Origin of the sequence: Sphingobacterium siyangense (genome assembly GCF_007830445.1) — a bacterium.
Taxonomy (GTDB): domain Bacteria; phylum Bacteroidota; class Bacteroidia; order Sphingobacteriales; family Sphingobacteriaceae; genus Sphingobacterium; species Sphingobacterium siyangense.
In genome coordinates this window covers 163886-185881 of the sequence record NZ_VLKR01000009.1, presented here as the reverse complement: position 1 = coordinate 185881, position 21996 = coordinate 163886, and the positions used below count along the sequence as shown (strand labels likewise).

Annotated in this window: 13 protein-coding genes; 6 read left to right on the top strand and 7 right to left on the bottom strand. The window is 44.8% G+C overall.

The annotated features are described in order from the left end of the window. The first annotated feature begins 76 nt into the window (after window positions 1-76). Window positions 77-733 (top strand): response regulator transcription factor, encoded by a 657-nt coding sequence (locus tag IQ31_RS10380; RefSeq protein WP_145327916.1) that lies wholly within the window; start codon window positions 77-79, stop codon window positions 731-733. Between the two features lie 153 nt (window positions 734-886). Here the strand turns inward: IQ31_RS10380 and IQ31_RS10375 are convergent, their stop codons facing one another. Next, window positions 887-3616, bottom strand: a complete 2730-nt coding sequence (locus IQ31_RS10375; RefSeq protein WP_208734215.1) for a DUF5695 domain-containing protein — start codon at window positions 3614-3616, stop codon at window positions 887-889. Between the two features lie 254 nt (window positions 3617-3870). Here IQ31_RS10375 and IQ31_RS10370 point away from each other — a divergent pair, with 254 nt between their 5' ends. Beyond that, entirely contained in the window at window positions 3871-7272 is a 3402-nt protein-coding gene (locus tag IQ31_RS10370; RefSeq protein ID WP_088162351.1) for a family 43 glycosylhydrolase, read from the top strand. A gap of 75 nt (window positions 7273-7347) precedes the next feature. On the opposite strand, the gene IQ31_RS10365 is transcribed toward IQ31_RS10370, so the two are convergent. Beyond that, on the bottom strand, window positions 7348-7827 hold the full coding sequence (locus tag IQ31_RS10365; protein ID WP_145327915.1) for a hypothetical protein: 480 nt from the start codon (window positions 7825-7827) through the stop codon (window positions 7348-7350). 234 nt (window positions 7828-8061) lie between these two features. Between IQ31_RS10365 and IQ31_RS10360 the strand changes: the two genes are divergently transcribed. Beyond that, the gene (locus IQ31_RS10360; RefSeq protein WP_088162349.1) at window positions 8062-8985 is read left to right on the top strand and encodes a hypothetical protein; all 924 of its coding nucleotides are present in this window, start codon (window positions 8062-8064) and stop codon (window positions 8983-8985) included. 89 nt (window positions 8986-9074) lie between these two features. Here the strand turns inward: IQ31_RS10360 and IQ31_RS10355 are convergent, their stop codons facing one another. Next, window positions 9075-9287 (bottom strand): hypothetical protein, encoded by a 213-nt coding sequence (locus IQ31_RS10355; RefSeq protein WP_075993573.1) that lies wholly within the window; start codon window positions 9285-9287, stop codon window positions 9075-9077. 595 nt (window positions 9288-9882) lie between these two features. On the opposite strand from IQ31_RS10355, the gene IQ31_RS10350 reads away from it, so the two are divergent. The 3 genes from IQ31_RS10350 (at window position 9883) to IQ31_RS10340 (ending at window position 16497) form a co-directional block, all read left to right on the top strand. Further along, window positions 9883-12990: a SusC/RagA family TonB-linked outer membrane protein gene (locus IQ31_RS10350; protein ID WP_075993571.1), complete on the top strand. Its 3108-nt coding sequence runs from the start codon at window positions 9883-9885 to the stop codon at window positions 12988-12990. Window positions 12991-13005: 15 nt separating this feature from the next. Further along, the gene (locus IQ31_RS10345; protein ID WP_075993570.1) at window positions 13006-14610 is read left to right on the top strand and encodes a RagB/SusD family nutrient uptake outer membrane protein; all 1605 of its coding nucleotides are present in this window, start codon (window positions 13006-13008) and stop codon (window positions 14608-14610) included. A gap of 252 nt (window positions 14611-14862) precedes the next feature. Further along, window positions 14863-16497: an alpha-L-fucosidase gene (locus IQ31_RS10340; RefSeq protein ID WP_075993569.1), complete on the top strand. Its 1635-nt coding sequence runs from the start codon at window positions 14863-14865 to the stop codon at window positions 16495-16497. A gap of 84 nt (window positions 16498-16581) precedes the next feature. Here the strand turns inward: IQ31_RS10340 and IQ31_RS10335 are convergent, their stop codons facing one another. The 4 genes from IQ31_RS10335 to IQ31_RS10320 form a co-directional block, all read right to left on the bottom strand. Next, entirely contained in the window at window positions 16582-17427 is an 846-nt protein-coding gene (locus IQ31_RS10335) for a sialate O-acetylesterase (RefSeq protein WP_075993568.1), read from the bottom strand. A 71-nt stretch (window positions 17428-17498) separates the two neighbouring features. Beyond that, window positions 17499-19229, bottom strand: coding sequence for an RICIN domain-containing protein (locus IQ31_RS10330; RefSeq protein ID WP_075993567.1), 1731 nt, complete (start codon window positions 19227-19229; stop codon window positions 17499-17501). Window positions 19230-19259: 30 nt separating this feature from the next. Continuing rightward, window positions 19260-20945, bottom strand: a complete 1686-nt coding sequence (locus tag IQ31_RS10325) for an endo-1,4-beta-xylanase (protein ID WP_075993566.1) — start codon at window positions 20943-20945, stop codon at window positions 19260-19262. 23 nt (window positions 20946-20968) lie between these two features. Continuing rightward, the gene (locus IQ31_RS10320; RefSeq protein ID WP_145327914.1) at window positions 20969-21994 is read right to left on the bottom strand and encodes a DUF5627 domain-containing protein; all 1026 of its coding nucleotides are present in this window, start codon (window positions 21992-21994) and stop codon (window positions 20969-20971) included. Window positions 21995-21996 lie beyond the last annotated feature (2 nt).

The window sequence follows — 21996 nt, the reverse complement described above, 5'->3', positions numbered from 1 at the left end:
GGGATTTTTACTTGAACTAAATTTAAAAAATAGCCTATTAAAAAAAATAAAGTATCTTAGTAGGATTGGAGGAAAAATGACTAAAATTCTTTTAGTTGATGACCATCGACTTGTGCGAAATGGGATACGCTTGATCATTGATACCCACGACAAGCTCTCGGTGGTAGGTGAGGTCGACAGTGCAGAGGATGCATTGATCTATCTTGAACAAAATGTATTGCCGGATCTGGTTTTAACGGACCTGAATATGCAGGGCATGGATGGTGTAAGTTTCATCCGGATGGCCAAAAAAATATATCCTGATCTTAGGTTTGCTGTGCTTTCCATGATTGAAGATCCGGTTGATGTAGCCGAAGCTTTCCGGAGTGGCGCAGACGGATATCTATCTAAAGGGGGGGATTATGATGAAATCTTATTTGGATTGTTACGTTTATCGCATGGGCATAAATATCTGATGACCAATTTCGGTTTACGGTTTATGGAATACTTTGATGCTGAGAATAGTGGGGCCGTAGATGTTACTTCACGGCTGTCGCAGTATGAAATCACAGAACGGGAATTTGCCGTACTGGAACTCATAGCGCAGGGATTTACGGCTGTAGAAATTGCGGATAAAATCTTTTTGAGCAAACGGACTGTCGAAGGACACCGTCAGAACCTGATGGACAAAACCAAAAGCAAAAATACGGCCGATCTGATCCGTTTTGCATTTCAGCAAAAACTGCTGAGCTAAATAGTGCTGTAAAAAAATAGCCTTTTGTTTTGAATCGGGCTTCCATCTAAATGAAAGCCCGATTTTTTTGCGTCTTATGATCACTTATGTTTCTCGCATGGATGCTGGTGTAGATATAGGCGAGGTTTTGGTAGGCCGTTGTGTGGATCTCTTCTACTTCAGCTTTTTCAATTTTACCGTTTTTGTTGATAGGGGTATTACATAGCGATTCAACGGATCTTTGTTTATTCCTTCCACCTCATAATGGCTTTCGGGATTTACATTGAGCAGGATATTTGTTCTGTTTTGTTTTGCTTCATTATTGAAGATCAGCGTGACGCTGTGGTCCTTTTGATCGTAATATAATTCAACAATTTCTCCGGCATCTGTGGTCAACCAAAGGTTTTCCTTTGCCAGGAAGACTCGTCCCTTGGAGGCTGTAGTGAGGGCAACCTTGACCTGCTGTTTTTCGGTTTTTAGATTACCGCTGAAAGCCAGCCAGCCAAATTCGGGATGTTCGACAATATAGGTCCCCGAATTGACGGCATAACCATAAAAGCCGGTTCCATAATCGCCCGAGATGCCATCATTGGCCAGAGTGGACGGGTAGGAGTGGAAAGCTCCCGGGCCAAAGCCGTCGGCTGTGACATTGGCTAAGGCACCCATCATGCCTGCATGTCCGATACGGAGCAGGTAGAAGTCGTCCGGATGGTCGCGGTAGGCGGTAAGGACAGGAATGGCATTGAGGGCCGAACCATAATGATGCAGCTGCCGCTCGATACGGGAAAGCTTGCCGCCATAGACAAAATCCCAGTAACGGCGTGCACTGCCATTGTATCCCCAGTGCGGCACAGTAGGCATGTAGGCAATGATGGCATTGAGTGTCACCTGCGCCTTTTCGTCGAAGCCGAAAAAGCGCGACCAGAGGAATACCTCTTCCTGACCGGTAGAATCCCATGGCATCTCGCTCCCGAATGGATAATTGAGGGTTTTCCAATGCTCTGCCCGCTTGCGCATGGCCGCTTCGAGCTTGTCTGCCCTAGCGGTTAATCCTTCTTTACGAAGATCATTGAGGATGATAAGGAAAATACTGCCTTCCATCTGACCGAACTGCGCGTAATAAGGCGCTTTTTCGATCATAGCGATACTGGTCTGGTAAGCTCGTTCGAGGTACTTGTCCCAGGTTTCCTCATTGACCAGATTGTTGTAGTTGCGGGCGAGCCTGTACATTACCCAGTGTGCTGCCGCAACATGTGGATAATTATAGGACCGTCCAATGTCATCGGCTTCCTTTTTGGGCCAGGCAGACCAGGTTTTCCAGTTGATATCCGAACGATAGGTACCGGCCGGCATCGAGTCTGGTTCATAATAAAAAAGGCTTTTCACAACCCCATATTTCTTGTCGCCTTCTTTATGCTGGATATGACCATAGAGGGTCTCGTTGACAAAACGTTTCAACTTGGCTATTTCCTGTTGATCGGGCTGCAGTACCTGTTTCATCAGGGCGGCAAGCCAGCTTGCTGCTCCGGCTTCATCGCTCAGGCCCGCAAACCAGGCGCTCTTATTTTGGGTGATGGGTTGCTGCTCTTCATAGTCATAGGATATGACAGATGGTGAGCGACCAAAGCGGTCTTTGTCATTTTCATACCACTGCTTGGTGGTGAGGAAATGACCTAGATCCTGTACAACTTCTTTTTCGGATTTGATTACTTTATAATGGATCGTCTGTGTAATGCCGTCCTCGTAGTTGATGGTAAGCCGTACACGTCCCCAACGGTTGCCTTTCACTTCGTATTCCGTCCAGTGCTGGGCTGTGCTTCTTTTTTTTGTCAGGCTCAGTGCACCTTCGGGAAAGACACTGACACTTTTGACCGCTTTGTTGTGCTTAACAAAAAGTTTGGCGGGATTGTCCATGGGGACAACATATCCGGGAAGTCCAACAGCAACGGGCCTATTGTTTTTCAATAACTCCGATTCAATCTGCCGGATACTTGGTGCGAGCACAAATTTTAAGGCAAAGGTCTTTGACTCGTGTGGCTTTAAGAGGGTAGAAGTCGGTGTATTCCATTGTTCTACGCCTTTCCAGTCGGTCTCGGCATAGGCCTTACTGTGGATCATCCATTCATGAAATCCCTCAAAGGTAATACTTCGGGGGGTAGGGTCTGAATTGAGCGGATTATAGGCTTCAAAACCAGCATTTTTGTAAGGTAATACCAGTAGACTCGGCCCATTGCCATGTAGGCGGTTGACCTGTAGATAACCTGCATCTTGGCCGATATAGGGATCGAAAAAAACATTCTGTGCATGGGCCTGATCGAGGTTTTTCCAATCCATGTTGTTGTTGAAGGGAAGTGGGATACCCAGCGCGCCGATTTCGATGGGATAATCGTTGGGATTTGAAATCTCAAAACTCAGGATCAGATCGCCCTGCTCTTCTTGCCAGTTGCGTACAACCTTCAACGGAATATTGTTGAGCGTAGGGCTGATGTCTGCGCTTGCAAGATGGTTTTTTGCCGAATTTATTGGGATGACATGCTTACGGTCTGCCGCCGACGAGTAGGAAGTCCAGGGAGTATCACCCTGACGACGCAAACTGATATTGATATCACCGATATGAAAAAACTTATTGCGGTCTCTTTTGTTCAGGAGTTCAACAGGTGTATAGTCAAAATCTTTTTCGCCACCGTTGGGGCGAAAAGAAGATAGCGTCTGCGATGCATTGAGGATAGCTACGTTGAGGTTTTTGAGGGTAAAACTTTTGGCCCCCTCTTCTACGCCCAAAGTGGCTTGCTGTGCTTTGACTGCTTTCCATACGGGGTGTTCGTCCTGTTGGCTATATACGCTGCTTGGCAACTGTGTGCATACGAGCGCAAATAGGATCCAATAGCTTTTTTTAAGATTCATTTTTGACATGTTATTGCTCATTTAATACGCCGAAGATCATTGTTCTTACAAAGATGAAGGATTGTACCCTCGATTTATGGGTAGATTTTAACCTTCAATAGCCCATTTTTAACCTATTAGCCCTCAAAATTTGTAATGCGATGATCGAAGTTATAAATTTAATGTTAAATAGACATTTATCGTAGATTTTATTTGTTGTAAAGTTAGTTGAATGGCGATATCGTTTTTTATGTACCAGTAAACTTTGTGTTATCATGAAACATCATTTTTCTTTCGCTATTTTGGTTGCACTGGTTATGTCGCTTACAGGGCTGGTGGCACAGCCGTTGAAACCCTACCAACAGCCTAATGTATTGAATCCACTGTTGCCTGGGTATTTTGCGGACCCGAGCATCAAGAAAATTGCAGATACGTATTATATCTATGCGACCACCGATGGTAATGGTTGGGGAGCAGGGCCATCACAGGTATGGACATCCAGGGATTTTAAGAACTGGACCATTCAACCCATGAACTGGCCCAATACACACTGGTACTGGGCTCCTGATATGACGCAGGGATACGACGGAAGATATTACCTCTATTATAGTCAGCCTGTAGAAATTTTTGGGGCAGTGGCCGACAGCCCCACAGGCCCCTGGGAACCTTTGGTAGCCGGTGGCAAATCGATGATCCCGAACTATATGGTTCCAGGTGTAATTACTCTGGACGGGCAAACCTTTCGGGATGATGATGGTCGCATCTATCTATTTTGGGGAACCTGGGGAATCTACCCCGATCATGGATGTGGGGTGGGGATACTCAACAGGGATATGAAAACGTTCGAAAAAACAGCATTGATTCCTAATACTGTGGCAAAGGACTTTTTTGAGGCGCCCTATATGTTTAAGCGTAAGGGCATCTATTACCTGATGTACTCCTCGGGGCATTGTGAAGATGGTACTTATCGTGTGCAATATGTTAAAAGTAAAATCGGTCCCATGGGACCTTTTGAATATCCATCGGCCAATCCGATATTGATTACAAACGAGGATGGTAGTATTCATGGTCCGGGACATCATAGTATTCTTGAACAGGATAATCGTTATTTCATCGTCTATCACAGGCATAATAACCCACATGCTGGGGGCGGCTTCCACCGTCAGGTTGCCATGGACGAGCTATTCTTTAGGCCTGACGGCGATATTGAGCCGGTGCGGCCCACACATGCTGGTGTGACAGATTTGCTTCCAACAGTTACAGGGCCAGTCGATTTGGCTTTTGGGAAAACGGTGCAGGCCTCTTCTTACTACAATGCAGATTTTAGGCCTGCATTCTTAGTCGACAACAACAATGGAACACTATGGCGGGCCAAAAATAATCAAGGACCGGCCTGGGTAGCTATTGACCTGGGTAAGATATCGGATATACAGACCATATCCATTCAGTTTGAATACCCGACTTATGCCTATCAATACCGACTCGAAACTTCTGTGGATGGTCTTGCCTGGAAAAGCTTTGTAGATCGCTCGAATAATGACCGTTGGGCAAGTCCTATTGTTGAACATGGCAAAGCTATGGCAAGATATGTTAGATTACATGTATTGAACACGCAAGTGAATGGACTTCCTCGTGGCGTTTGGAACATGAAAGTGTATGCACAAAAGCTTGCGCAACAGACGCTGTGGTCTGCAGCACAAACGATGCCCGTCAAGGAAATAACATTGGGTAATTTAATCCATATCGATGCGGCCAATTACCAGGAGGGGCAACAAGTAAAAGGTATTCAGAATAAAGGGCTACTCGGGGGGATGTTCAGTACAGAACATGCCTTGGCCGTTAAAAATTATCAGGGTAAAAAGGCATTTTTCTTTGATGGAGCTACCGCATTGCGCTCGACCTTCGCTGTGCCACAGTCATTGGCTGCAAATAGTTCCTATAGTATTGCGCTATGGGTTAATAATCCGGACATCGCCCGGTTTGAACAGTTGGTTGCCTGGTCGTCGGGGCAGCAGGATCTCAGTAAAGCGATTTTTGGTTATGGTACTGATCCCGGACGTGGGGCCATCACGCATGGCTCCTGGCCTGATTTGGGGTATGCATCGGTTCCAGGCGCAAATGTATGGCATCATATTGTATTTTCTTTTGACGGCTATCAGGAGTCTATTTATGTGGACGGAAAGCTGCAACGCAGGGAAAATAGGATGCTGTTTGTCAGGCCCGGGGATGTTTTTGTCCTGGGAGCTTCGGATGTGCTGGATCAGCATTTTTCGGGCTATGTATCCAGTTTGCAGGTATATAATACGAGCTTGGATGAGGAGGAAGTGGCCAGTTTGGCCAATGAAGTCCCGAAATCGGATTTCTTTGCGCTGCAAACTGACGATTTAAATCTCGGAAAGCTCAACACCTTGCGGAACCAAGGAACAGCAAAGGATACCTTAGTAACGCTTGACGATGCGGAGGTGGTGGTAGCGGGAAATAGATTGGCATTGAAAGGTAAGGCTTTTGAAAGTGCGGCGCTAACGGACATTCTTCGTCAGCAGCAGTATACGCTGGATTTTGACTGGTACGACGGCGCTGCCTGGCAGCATGCTGTGTTTGTGTATGATAAAGGAAAAAAGCGCTTTTATCGCAATGGGAAGGCTGAAAAGCGGGTGTTTTCTGACAAACTGCTGCGGGTAAATAAGACTAGCATTGAACTGGCTTATCCATTTCATTTCTTTCGCGCCTATTCTGGCACCTTAACATCGGATGAGGTAAGCGCGAAGTTCAGTCAGTGGAAGGCGGGCTTGGCCAATGGGCTGGATGGGTATGTTCCGCAGGTGCTTTCTCCGCCGCACCTGATCAATGCGGATCAGGTATTTGTACAGGTCGAAAAGCAAGCGGGAATGTGGTATCTCTTCCGTTCTGAGGGCGAAAGTTCAGGCTGGAAGCAACAGTCTTACCATCTCTTTAAATCATTCGAACCTGGAAAATCCATCGAAGTTCTGGCAAAGGATGCCTTTGGCCATGTCAGTAAGCCGGTAGTGGAAGGGGTTTCGGCGAAAAGGCCGCAATTGGTACAGCCAGCACACGATGAAAGCTATTCCGCCAAGGATCAGAAAATTCCTTTCTGGGATGGTTATCAATACAGTGAAAGAACCGACAGTACACAGACAGCGCTTTCCTACTTGAATGGAACCTGGAAAATCCAGTCCAAAAATACAAAATGGGGTGATGCAGACCTTCTGGCCCCCTTTGTTTATAAAGAGCTGGAGGGAGATTTTACGCTAGAGGTTAAGATAAGCGATGTGGCAGGCTTGGCCCGCAAAGCACGTACATCAAGTGAAGCCGGTATCATGATTCAACGCGTGGATAGTAAGGATGCCTACATCACCAATTGTATTTTGACGGGATGGAACCTGGGCAATCTTTCGCGGAGCATCGGCCCACAGATTTTTCAGGAAGAGAATACAGGAACCGGCCTAAATTTTTCGCCCTACCTTCAGGTTCAGAAGATCGGTAATTATTTCTTTTTGCGTTGCTCGGGAGATGGCATGGACTGGAAGGATCTTCCCGGAACACCGTTTCTACGCCCCGATCTGAACGGCAAAAGACTGCGCGTCGGACTTTATCAGATTGCCGGTAACAACCAGTTAGGTTATGGTGAATTTGAAAGACTTCGTATCTGGAAGTAAAAATGATATGTCCATAAAAAACGGTATTGAACATTGTTCAATACCGTTTTTTATCGAAAGTTTACTGAAGAAGGATCACTTGGAGTCATTTAGCGCTAAAGAGCTGATCAATGAGTCAGCATCTTTTTTTTCGATCTGTTTACTGTATGATGCGGTCAGCACTTTATAGCGGATATCCAACACTTTCTCCTGTAAATCATAATCTGTCGTCACTTCCAATACCTTGGTATATTGTCTTTTTTCGGCATCATATCCGAAAGAAAAAAGATCGAGTTCTTTTTTGATACTGCAGCCTTTAAAATAGATGTTTTTCCAGCGATGCCCTATATTGCCGCTCGGATTATACCAGATGATGCAGGAATCAAGGTTCCTTCTGCCCCAGCTAGCTGGAATGGGATGCAGCCCCAGCTTTTTGCGTTGCTCGTTGTAATTGACTCCATATTTTTCGGTAATACATGTTTTGCTGAAATACGACCGCATAGATGGGTAAATGGGCAAGAGTATCACAACGAAGGATAATACAATAAATAGGTTCCGAAAAAGGGTTTTGTTCATAAATGGTCTTTTGATGTTGCTAGGCTCGTATATTTTGCACCCGCATTGTATCTGTATACAATGGGTTCCTGTTTTCATTTTAAATATATTAAAAAAATATGGAGTGATCGACCTGTTGTGCGGATTTTCAAAAAAATATAGGGCCTTCTTTTTGTTTTCCAAAAAAGTAAATAGGTGGGGCAAAAACATTCTGAAAAGGTTATTGTTGTAAAAATTAAGGCATAACCTCAGGTAATGAAAATACTTCTTCTAACGATCAGATCTTTTCTCTTTTTGTCCATATTGCTGTTGACAGCCTGTTCGACCTTGATCAACAATGTTCAGGTACATACGTTGACAACAAACTACTGTGCGCCAAATGTGGCCTATACATCAATTCCAATACAGGAAATCGCTGCCTCGGATAGTATCCAGATAAGGAAAATTTTTTCTTACCATGATTTTGTGCTGATCAAATACCTCAATCTTGCAGAACCCATTATCCAGTATTTGGGGACTGCGAATAATGTTACGCTGAAATTGGCTGCAAGGCAAAAGATGACCGAAAGGTACATGCTGTTTGAGACAGAACTGAATGCCATTGCAGCGGAGTTGGACTGTAACGGTGAGCGTATCGATAAGCTCGCAGGATATATAGACGAACTGAATGCGAAAACGCAGACCCGTTTGACGGTGGCTTCTATACTTCTGGGAGCGGTGACAGCGGTTACTGCAACAACGGTCAAAAATGATGGCCTCAACAATGGGTTGAGCATCGCTGGCGGGGTCGGTACCGCCGTATTGGGATTTATGACACTGAACCCAAAAGGCAAAAAGGTCAAGATGCAGCTGCAACGTAATATGCTTGAAAGTATTTGGTATCAAAATAATAAGGCGCAGATCTACCCAAGCTCAGTTTGGGGAATTTTATCCGAGAAAAAATTTAGCAACGCTGAAAACTCGTCACTGATAGAAACAATGCGGCAGCGCTGGCTGCAATATGGTTTGGACGATGAACCGGATAGTCCCCTGCAGCAGCTTTATTTTAAGAATGGTGGAACTTTTGCAGCCGAGGAACTACATGATCTAGCCAATATGCACAATGAATTGCAGGCGACCATACGTTCTATTCAGCAGGATATGCGAAGTTTAATACTGGCCATTCATACACTGGAATGAGGGTAAGGGTTCAATTGGTTAATATTGTACTATTTTCGGCCGTTAAGCAAATTCTTTTTATCTAGGAATACGATTATTCCGTTATTCGTTTATACGGGAATCTCTTCCTCAATAGTGACAGATTGTGATTTTTTAATATTTTTGATGCCTTTCCTATGGAGCCATTCGGTAAAATGATCCGGGTCGTCCGGTATAAAATGGATCACCTTACCATTTTTGAGGAGTAAGGAAAATATACCGCAATTAGCGATGAATTTGATGATTTCATCGGAATGGTGTTTCAATAGCGAAAAATATTCCATTAAGTTTGGTTTTTCTTTAAAAAATAGGTCGGATAAACTATCCAAAATATGCGTTAAATGGCCAATTCAATCGATTGCATAAGTCAATTCAAAGATGTGAAATATTTTTAATATTTCTTCAAAAGATTATAAATTAATGTTGCTTTTTTTTGTTAAACTGTTTTCGCTTGGCTACTTAATCACCGCATTTCTATAGATCTCTCAAAATGATATCTCCAGTAGGTTTCCTGTTTTGATCTCAAGATAGGTTCTGGATCGATATCCAAAAGTAATGGCAATGGTCTTCGATAACAGCTTTTAAACATTTTTACCCTTCTTTTAAATATTCGTTGCAAAGCGATTTTGTTGAAAGCAATAGCTTTGCTTTGTAACCAATTGGCGAAAAGCCAGTTCATTTTAAATAAATGATCCAGTAAATGCAATAGTGAATTTTTAAGGGATGCCACCTGTTAAAGCGAGCTTATTATGTGACCAGATAGCACATAGCGGTGAGCAGATACAGTTAGCATATAAGTAATAAATAACCAAATTGTATAAATAAATAACCAAGTACTCGCCTCAAGGGGCAAAAAGACATTTATCTCAAATAAAGATTATGAACAGAAATTATGTGTCTTCTTTCTTTTGTTTTCCCAAAGAAAGGAATAGGAAAGTGAAATGGTTGTTAATGGCTTCCATTTTAATGGGCATTGGACGACTGTCTGCTCAGGAAAAAGTGATTCATGGAAAGATCATCAGTGATCAAGGAAAACCAATTATTGGGGCATCGATCAAAGTGAAGGATAAAACCCTCAGTACTTCAACAAACGAGAAAGGCGAATTTGTACTCAAACTCAATCCGGGAGAAGTCCTTATTGTATCCAATGTGGGTTATAATCAGGCAGAATATGTAATCGGTAATTCTTCGGAAATCAGTATTCCACTTGTTGCCGCAGAAATTGCCGTGGATGAAGTTGTGGTGGTAGGCTATGGTAAACAGAAGAAGGTCGATCTGACCTCTTCCATCGCTGTTGTGGACACCAAAGATCTGGTGAAAGTACCTGGTGGTACAATTGCTACGCTTCAGAGCGCCGTGCCTGGAGTGCAGGTAACCAATGGCGCTATCCGTATCCGTGGCGTTGGATCCATTAACGGAACCGATCCGCTCTATGTCGTGGATGGGATGATCGGCGGAGCTATGCCGGATGAAAATAATATTGCCAGCATTCAGGTTTTGAAAGATGCCGCATCAAGTGCCATCTATGGTTCCCGTGGGGCCAATGGCGTTATTTTGGTCACCACAAAACGGGGTAAAGCCGGAGAGGTGAAGCTCGATTATAATGCCTTCGCCGGCATCAAAAATATTTCCCATAATATACCTCTGCTGAACGGACAGCAACTGGCCGAATTGATTAATGAGGAAATGTACAATAAGGATCCTTCGCGCAAAGATTATCTGGCCGCGCTGTCTAAACCCTCCGACATCGGGCACGGGTATAATATGATGGACGAATTGCTGCAGACGGGCAATTATCAACGGCATAATCTCTCGGTTTCCGGCGGATCTCAAAACGCCAATTTTCGGCTTAGCGGTATCTATGCGACAGACAAATCCATTATTATTCAAGATAAAAATAAGTATTATGGCGCCCAATTTATCTCTGATTTTACCAAAGGAAAACTCAAGATAGGCGAAACCCTTTCCTTAGGTTACACCCGCCGCAACTGGAGCGACAAAAATATCATCGATGCGCAAAAGTGGTCCTCGACATTACCGCTCTACGATGCCAACAGCAGCACTGGTTTTGCCGGAGCTGGCAATGGAACGGATGTTCAGAGTGCATTGGCAAATGCATACCTCAATAAAAACGTCAATGACAACTTTTCGGTAAACGGCAATGCCTGGGCTACTTATGAGATTATAAAAGGCCTGGTTTACAAATTTAATATGGGGATCGACCTTAGCCGGGTGCGGAATGAGGGGTATATAGGTAACTACTCTGTCGGACAATATCAGAACCATAATCCGGATGAACTCAATATTTCCAGCAGTCAGAATAACCGCTGGTTATTTGAAAACACGCTGACTTATGAAAATAACTTTGGTAAGCATGCGATTTCGGCTTTGGCGGGAATCACTTCAGAAGAATCCCGGTATAATGCTGTCAATGCTGGGGCCCGTGGTTTGCCGAGTCCGGATGTTTTGATCCTTAATTCGGCATCCCTGGCGAGTTCCCGTCTTGTGGGGTCAGGTGTGGGACAGTCTGCCATGTATTCCATGCTGGGACGTGTCAACTATAATTATGATAACCGCTACTTGTTGACATTTAATATGCGACGGGATGGATCGGCCAACTTTAGCAATCAATACCGCTATGGAAACTTTCCTTCGGTATCAGCGGGATGGCGGATCAGTCAGGAATCTTTCATGAAAGCATTTCCTGCGATCAGCGAATTGAAGCTCCGAGCTAGTTACGGGCTTTTGGGTAATTCGGATATTGCACAATATCAGTATCAACGGACAGTTAGTTTCGACCATGTCTGGTATTACCTGAACAATGTGATGGTCACGGGGGCCCTGCCACAGACTCCCTCGAATCCGAATGTAAAATGGGAAAGTCAGTATTCAACTGATCTTGGTCTCGATCTGGAGCTTTTTGATCATAAATTGGCTTTGACAGTTGATTACTATAATAAAAAGACCGAGGACATGCTGATCAATGTACCCATTTCGTTTACCGCAGGCTATGGTAACAACTTTCCCGTGCTGAATGCCGGTAGCATACGGAATCGGGGCTGGGATATCCTGGCTTCCTACAAAGATCAGGTCGGTAATTTTGGCTATCGTATCGGCGCCAATATTTCTTTTGTGAAAAACCGCGTGCTGAGTCTGGGCAACAATAATGAAATTTTATGGGGAAGTATCTCTCCTGGGGGTGAAAACGTCACAAGAACAGCAGTTGGTCGTTCGGTAGGGGAATTTTGGGGCTACACCACCAACGGTTTATATACCAGTCAGGCACAATTGGATGCCGATAAAGCTTTTGCACCCCACGCAGCATTGGGCGATGTACGCTTCAATGACCGAAATGGCGACAAGGTCTTAAATGATCAGGATAAGGATTTTTTGGGAAGCCCAATACCTGATTTTAGTTACGGCTTCAATGCTGATGTAAACTACAACAGTTCGATTGGCACATTTGATCTGTCGATGATGTGGCAGGGAAGTAAAGGAAACGACATCTACAACAATAGCCGCTATTGGGGCGAGGGAATGTACCATTACTACAATAATTTTGCATCGACTCTGGATCGTTATCGTGCGGAGGAGCTTGTCTTCAAAAATCCGGTATCTGGTGAAACTACGGTCTATCCAAAAAATACAGATACTACTATTCCACGCGCTGTACTCGGCGATCCCAATCAAAATTTAAGGGCATCCAACAGGTTTGTGGAGGATGGCTCTTACCTCCGGCTTAAAGTACTCAACATTGGTTACAGTTTTTCAAGTCCTAGACTTGAACGTTGGAAGATCGACCGACTGCGGTTTTACGTAGGCGCAAAAAACCTACTGACCTTTACCAAGTATTCAGGTTATGATCCTGAAGTGGGGTCGGGCGATACACGCTCCAATCTAAGCCGTGGTATCGATGGGCAAACGCCTTGGGGGTTGAGCTTTCCAAATTCAAGAGAGTATTTTATGGGTATTCAATTTACATTCTAATCCCTTATTGACATCATGAATAGAAAATATATAAAACTCGCAGCTGCTGCATTGCTGATACAGTTTTCAAGCTGCAAACCGAATCTGGATCTCTCCAACCCGCAGGAATTGTCGACGGACACCTATTATAAAACAGCAGATCAATTGGAAAATTCGGTCATACCGGCCTACCAAGCGTTAATCGGCCGCACACAGGGTGGATATGCGCGCAGTTTGTATTTCGAGCTTTTGGCTCCTGGGGATGATTACAATCATACCTTCAAATGGGAACCCATGTATCAGGATACCTACAATACCCCTGCGAGCGATGGGATGGCCGCCCAGACCTGGAGAGATTTTTGGAACGGGGTGTTTGCGGCTAATTTAGCCATCGATCGGATTCAGAAGTTTGAAGGCGAAATAGATCAAAATAGAAAGAATAGACTCTTGGGGGAAGCGTATTTTTTGAGAGCACTGAACTATTTGCACCTGAGCATGTTGTTTGGCGAAACCATTCCGCTGATCAATAAACCTGTCGAGACCAACGAAGATTATTATCCGGGCAACGCAGCGGCGGGTGCCGTGTATGCGCTGATCGTGGATGATTTTAAGAAAGCATCGGAATTGTTGCCAACGCGGGCAGCACTCTATGCCGACAGTAAAATGATCGGTCGGGCAACCAAAGGTGCAGCACAGGCTTACCTGGCCAAAACTTATTTGTATAAACCCATCCTCGCAAAAGGACAGGCAGCGGATTTTGCCAATGCTGAGATCCAGTTGAAAAGCGTGATTGATAGCAAGGAGTATCAGTTGATGTCCTCTTACAGGGATAATTTTCTGGAAACAAAAGAGAATAATCAGGAGTCTGTTTTTGAGGTGCAACTCTACAATGGACCGGGCTGGCTGGGGGACGATATATCGAGTTCATGGCGGTGGCAGGAAATCGGAATGTTTGACGGAACGGGTGGTGCCTGGTGGAATCTGGCGCCCAATAAAATGGCACATGATGAATTTGAAGAAGGAGATCCCCGGAAATATATGACGCTTTGGTGCGAGAATGGTGCAAAGTTTACGCAGCTGGACGGTAAGGTCACGACCTATACGGACTGGATGAAAAACCTGGCGACCAATAAAGATTTCTTTGGTACCCGGAAATATTGTCCGGATGTTCAGATCGCTGACTTTGATAATGGTAACAATGATCGTATTTTTCGCTATAGCGATGTGCTGCTGCTTTATGCGGAATGTCTCAATGAACGTGGCGATATCGCCGGAGCGAAACAATACATCAACCTGGTGCGTAAGCGCGCCAATAATATCGTTCCGGATGAGCAGCCACACCTATGGTATCAAAAATCCAATGGAACAATTCCTGATGTAGATGGATTGATCGCTCAGGGATTAGTAAAAAACGGCGTTCCTTTAAATACGATCAAAAATATTATCGTGCATGAGCGATTTGTTGAATTTTTGGGTGAATATCAACGTTATTTTGACCTGTTACGGTGGGGGATGGCCAATCCAAGCTGGCTGGAACCTTTAAAAAAAGGCGGCTGGTCTACCAAAGCAATGTTCTATCCTTTTCCACAGTCGGAATTGGACAACAATAAAAATTTGAAAGGCAATGATATGAACAATTGATCTGGGAAAATAGATGTTTTTATTTATTCATAGTTAGTGTTAGGTGGAGGTGTCCTTTTTAGGGCACCTTTTTTTGGTTCAACTGATCAAAAAGAATCCTGTGTCGATATTGTACTAGTATTGATCGATTATGTAGTTTCTTTCCTGATCCAATACAGGTATTTTTGGTATTCAAGTAGATAAAAAATTATAAACCGGATGCCTTTGTCGTGCAATTTGTGTCGAGGCATTCTGATCGAAGATCATTGTATAATGGACAGAAGAACAGCAATTAAGTTTCTCGGTGCAACTATTCCGACGCTTTTCCTGAGTAAATTTAGCCTTTCCCAAGCTCATCTGGGGAAAGCTCCTTTTAATCCCGACTGGCGTTCATTAGAAAATTATCAGGTGCCTGAGTGGTTCAGGGATGCCAAATTTGGTATCTGGGCGCACTGGGGCCCGCAGTGTCAGCCCGAGCGCGGCGATTGGTATGCGCGGGGCATGTATCAGGAGGGATCCGATCAGTATAATTATCACGTTGAAAAATATGGACATCCTTCGGTGTTTGGTTTTAAAGATGTTATCCATCAGTGGAAAGCCGAAAATTGGAATCCGGAAGAGTTAATGGAACTGTATCAAAATGCCGGAGCCCAGTATTTTATGGCTTTGGCCAATCATCATGATAATCTAGACCTTTATCGCAGCAGCCACCATCAATGGAATAGTGTAAATGTTGGCCCCAGGAAAGATATTATAAAGGGTTGGGAAAGCGCTGCAAAAAAAAGAGGGCTGAAATTTGGTGTCAGCGTACACGCGGCACATGCCTGGACCTGGTATGAAACGGCACAGCGGAGTGATAAAGAAGGCAAGTTTGCCGGTATACCCTATGATGGGAAACTAACGAAAAAAGATGGCGCAGGAAAATGGTGGGCAGCATACGATCCGCAGGAGCTTTATGCACAGGATCATGCGCTTAGTTTGGATAGTAAGGATGATAACACCGTTCATCGGCAATGGCATTGGGATGTGAATTCAGGGGTAAGTGTGCCAACAAAGGCCTATTGCGAAAACTTTAAGGCCCGGACCCTGGAATTGATCAACAATTACAAACCCGATATCGTTTATTTTGACGATACGGTGCTGCCACTTTATCCAATAAGCAATGTTGGCTTGGAGATCGTAGCCGATTTTTATAATAAAAGCGTGCAGGCAAATAAAGGCAAGGTTAATGTGGTAATCAATGGGAAAATACTGAATGAACAACAACGAAAATGCCTGGTATGGGATATTGAACGTGGACAGAGCAATACCATTGAACCGCAGCCCTGGCAGACCTGTACCTGTATCGGGTCTTGGCATTATGATCGCCGGATTTATGAGAATAATCACTATAAATCGGCTAAAACCGTAATTCATATGCTGATTGATGTCGTCAGTAAAAACGGTAACTTATTGTTAAGTGTACCATTGCGCGGTGATGGTTCTATCGACGATAGGGCGAAGGAAGTGGTACAAGGCATAGGAAGCTGGATGGCCATACACAAAGAAGCCATTGTTGGAACGCGTCCTTGGCGCATTTTTGGTGAGGGGCCTGCACAGGAGGAAGCTCCTTCACTGCATGTGCAGGGCTTTAATGAAGGGAAGGGAAAAGCTTTTACCGGCGATGATGTGCGCTTCACGACAAAAGGAAATGTCATGTACGCTTTTATAATGGGAACGTTGACCAAAAAGCAGCTCCAATTAAAGTCATTGGGTAGTTTATCACCCAATTCGAGAAAGGTCAAGTCAGTCCGGATACTTGGATATGCCGATAACATCGTTTATACGCAGCTTGATGCCGCGCTGCAGGTGACTTTACCGGATGATTTTATCCAGAATAACATTGCTACGGTTTTGGAAATCGCTTAGACTCGTTCCTTCGCCGTAGTGTCATTGTTGGAAAAACTATGGATTTAAGTCACCTGCAAATGGCAATTTTAAAGCAATGGAAGTTTATTTTTTTTGAAGAATTTTAAGCATGCTTGCCGCATAATTTTTACCCAGCTGCCGGTATCCGGCAGGACTGAAGTGTAGTCCATCGCCGATACCCTGGCAACCCGCAGAAGAAATGATATGGGCAGTTGGGATAGTAGCGGGCAATGTTTGGATGATACTGTTCATACTTGCGCATTTACCCCCTGCTTCGGCCGATAGGAGTTCACCAGCAAGTAGGGGTACATCTTCGGCGTTCAGGTGCAAATCGTGCAAGAGGCTTTCATAGACTTTTTTTACTTTATTGGGCCATTCGCGATCGCCGGTATTGGATTCCCCCTGATGAAGTAAAATACCTTTGATAATACCTTTCTGCTGTGCCATCTTGGCCAGGACGACGAGCCTTTCATAAGGATTATTGTCATAAGCTGCAAGCATGGATTTCATCCATTCGGGTGCCTTTGCGACATAGCTTGCCGTGCTATCTTGATCAAATAATTGAATATGGCAACCACCTACCGAAACGTTGATGACTCCGATCTCGATATTTTTGGGAAGCTTTTCTACAAGCGTTCTGCCAAAATAATCTGCAGGTGTAAGGCCTGTGTGGCAACGCGTGAGTGGTGCCCGGGCAGGATACCACTTACCGTACTGCCGTCCCAATTCGGGGCAATCTACTGCCGCTAGCACATGAAACCGGCTGTTGGTGATGGTGTCCTGAGGTTCGAATTGTCCATGTCCCTCCATATTGGATTGTCCTAAACAAAGGTAGATATGGAAGTTCTTGTCTTGGGCAAAAGCTGTTGTTCCGGTAAAACAACATACCAAGAAGATCAGTAGCAGCATTTTAAATTGTGTTTGTCGCATCGTGAAGCTTTTTATGTTTTTAAAATTAACCTATTTCGCGGTAAGTATGGCTTACCGCGAATAGATAGTGTTTAGTTCATGGCAATAAATTTGAACTTAAATAATTGACAGGAGGTACCATAGTAATCCCAAAGCTGAAGATTGGAATTGCCGTCCATGGTACAGTTGGGTACATCCCAACCGCGTGTAGCATCTACCTTTGAGGTAATTTTGTAATAGCCATTGGCTACAGCAGTTACCTTCCAGGCCTGAGCATCATTGCTATAGTTCTGCCAAAGCCGGATGGCAGTTCCAAGCGCATTGCTATTACTCGTCAGATCAATGCAGCGATTGCTTGCACTTGCTTTTGAAACAAAGCGCCAGTATCCGTTACCGGCATCTATAGCGACCCAGCGCTGTGCATTTGCGCCATTTCTGGTCCACGGTCTGAGCACTGCACCGTTGGCATCTTCACCTGATTTTAAATCAAGTACCTTGTTGGCATCGGTCTGGAATTCGATTTCGTAAATGCCATTATTGACCAGACTAGTAACTGTACAGTTAGACATGGGGTAATTGGAGGCAGCATACTGCTGAAACCACTGTTTAGCGGGAGCAGCACAGGCTTCCCAATCATTGTTAAAAGCTGTCCCGGCGTTGGGATCCCCTTTGTGGAGCAGATCGTCGGGGGCGAGAAGGTTCCAGCTTACATTGCCGGACTGATCCACAATATATTTTAAATTTGCACCAAAACCGTTTCCGCCAGCGGTACCGGTTGATCCCGTACCAAATGTGCCATATCCCTGTGGAGCCCAGTCTGTCTCTGTAATGGCAATGGGTGCAATGTCTGCAATAGGTTTAACATTGGTATTCCAGGCATTTTGAAAAGCTTGATAGGTATTGACACCACCCCAATACCCAGGGTAGATATGTACTGCATAGCCAATGTTGCCACCCGTAATAGGATTATTGACATAGCCTTGATAATGGGACTGCCAGCCAGTTCCTGGTATCCAGCATACATTGTTGGCACCGTTATTACGGATGATATTGACCAAGGGCTGAAAGAAATTTTTCAACGCAGCAAAATGCTCGTTGCCGGTCGTCCCCCAGTTGCCATTTGTTCCCAGAATCTCAACGGGTTCGTTAGCCAATTCAAACATCACATTGTCAGCATTCTTTAGTGATGGGTGCTGCGATAGGAAAGTCCATACGGTCTTAAGATAAGTATGATAGGCATCATTGACTGCGATACGGTGTGGACATACGCCAGGAGGACGCAAGATCACATACATGCCCCGGTTACGGGCATGGTTGATTAAAGGAATAATGACCTGATCAGTATAGGTAACCAAGCGATTATAGTTAAATCTTGAGATGTCGTCTTCAGGAATAGGAGCGCCCGGATCATTGGTCCAATACGGATCGATGTGCAGACGGATATAATTGAGATACCAACCGTCGGCCGCGCTGCTGAGTTTGTCAATGACTGCTTTATTGTAATTGAGCGCACCCTGAACATTGTAATTATCCCAGGTGCAGTAACCGGAGTTGGCACCATACTGGCAGCCATTGAACCAAGGGCTGGGTGTAATGGCCACTCCATGCAGGACAATATTGTTGTCACAGGGATCTTTGAGGTACTTCCCGCCTACATGTAAGGTTGGTGTCGTTCGTGGCCAACCTGTAACGGCTTGGGCGGAAACATTGGATTTAAGACTTCTTTCGGATTCGCTGGTCAAGGTTTTTTCTTCCAGCCGCGAGCAGCTGGAAAGAAAAACTAAGAAAATGACCAGAAGTAACCACATTTTGTTTGTTCTCATAATTTAAATATAAAAGGGTGATTAATGATCTTATTTTTTAGCTAACAATGCCTCAGCAACCGCCTGATAGGCTGGCTTTCGAACGAATCCTTCGGTCCATAAACCGATGGGTTCCCCACGTCTCCAGAATGAATTCTCTTGGTCCGGACTGTCCAGTGGGCTCCATATGGTAATACCATATTGCTTATCCTTGGGAATGATCTCAAGATATTTTTGAACGACAAATTTGTACATGTCGGCCTGCTGCTGATACATTTCAGTCGTTGCATTGCTAGTCTTTATGCCATTTCCCAAACCAATATCGAGCTCAGACACTTTGATCAGCTTGCCGGTGGCGGCCAATAGGTTAAACATACTGACGATATTGTCTTTGCTTGTGTTGATGTCGATGTGCATCTGGGTACCGATTCCATCCACTTTGGCCCCTTTGCTTTCGACGTAGCTGACATAGGCGATCAGCCCTTTACATTTGTTGTCACTGCCTTCCAAGCCATAGTCATTGATGAATAGGAGATCATTGGCATTACCATATTTGCGGGCAAACTGGAAGGCTTTTACGGCATAATCTTTACCCAAGTAATCCTGCCAGTAGAATTCATCATCCGCCAGATCGGTTTTGCCCACTCCCGTCTTTAGGGCATATTGGTCGGGCCAGTCGGACATCGGTTCGTTGACTACGTCCCAAGCCTTGATGTAGCCTTTGGTTTTCTCAAGCATGCCGGCAATAAATGTCTCCAGTGCTTTCGCGAGAATGGCTTCTTTCTCGGCAGGGGTTTTCTCGATCGTGCTGCCCCCAGGGCTCCCATAACCTTCGCCATTGGCGGACTGCGCTCGGGAGGAATTGTTTCCCCAGCCAAACCAGCCATCAATATTGCTTTCAAAATCACTGTTGGCAATGAGGCTTGCCGAACTGCCTGTTTTTGTCAGCACAACCTTGTCGATGAAGATGGTACCATCGTATTGACCAAAATTGATGATAAAACGGTTACGCGCGGCAGTTGCGGTCACTTTGAGTTCGTATTCTTTGTAGCTTGTTGTTAATGCCAATGAACCCATATTGTCGCCCGTATAATTGGAGGTGCTCTGCAGATCGATACCAATGTTGCCCGCTTTGCTGCCCCGGGCTACAATCTTCAATACATATTCTTTCCCTATTTCCGTGGGGTTAATGTCTGTGGCTGTCTGTGCTTCCCAGGCATTGACAACAGTGGGATTGCTCATTTTTAATGCATGTCCCGCTAGAGCTGGTCCTCCAGAACCTGGTATTACCACAGGAGCGATTAACTTATTCAGGTAGGCGGCATTCTGTCCCGAATGCCAGCACAGCGTGTGGCCATACAGTGCCATGTTGTTTTCCTGCGCAGCTGTGATCAGCTGTTCTACACGAGATAGATTCAGGCTTCCGTCGGCTTGCACAATGGAACCATGCTTCATTTCATAGCCCATCACCATTTCTTCGAAATTGCGGTTAGCCAAGCGGTAGAGTACTCCTTTGTTAAAATAATCGTTCATATTGAGCGCAACACCCAGCTTAAGTCCGGGGTTGCCTTGCTTATCCAGATAACTTTTTAATGGATTGTAAGCATTGATATCTTCCTGCGTCAGTACTTTCTCCGGTTTATCGACGGCGTAATCCAGTGGCTGATATTTGGAACAGGAACTCCAGGCGGTGCCGAGCGAAAGTAGGATGACGATAGTTTTATTGATTTTTTTCATCGTTGTTCGTTATAGAATTGATACTACTTTTTGATGGGTGTAAATGTTTCCATTTTTACAGATCTGTCCCGCATCACGAGGGTATCCTTGCTGGTGACACTCATTTGTGTCATATCGATCGTGTAGGAAAGATAAAGTGCATCTCTGTCTGCATTGCCCCAGCTGTTTTTTTCGCCCCGTTTGACAAACTTACCGGTTCCTGTAGCGGAGATGCCAGCACTTGCCGAGCTAATGCTACAATTGTTGTCGTCGTCAAAAGTTAAGTTCAGATTGACATTGATATTGACATCATCAGCTCCTTTAAAAGAAAGAGGCAAGATCGATTTCTTTAGCGCTGCTGTCGTGACGCTTTTGACTTCGTCTTTTTCTACATAAGCCTGATGTCTGACGATATTTTTTGTCAAGCTGTTATTGGCACCTTTGCCGACAATTTGGTCGGTACCCCGACGCAGGTAATTGCCGTGCCAGGGATTGATATATTTGAGTGCATAAAAGGTAAAATCTTTTGGTGCGACATCCCAATCGGATACAATAGCCCTATTGGCAGCCTGTAGCGAAGTTTTACCGGAGAGGATGGAATCGGCGTTAACCACTTTTGTCATCCTTAGAGGAAGTACGTAATAGGTTTCCAAGGATTTTGGGTCGGCAAAAAATGCGTCAGTCAGCTGTACTTCAACACCACCTGTGAGACTACCACTTGGGATATTGATCTGATTGCTAGCAAGCTGATAGTAATTGTTGGGTAATGCGGTAACTGTCTGCCCGTTTGGATAGCTAAGGCCATTCGTAAGGCTGTTGTCGACAACAAAATCGATACGGATGTCTTTTCCATTGTTGTATACTCCTCCAGTGGTTGCCATGACTTTCACCTTATGCTGGTTGTCGAGACTGTTGTCAAAAATGTCTTCGCCTAGGGTTACCGTTCTGACTGGTGTCTGATAGGCGAAGTATACCGATTGAAATTCGAAATCTGGGAACTCCCAGTCGTTATTTTTGCAAGACGCCAGGCTTACCAAAGCCATGGCGTAAAGAAGATTGATCTTTTTCATTA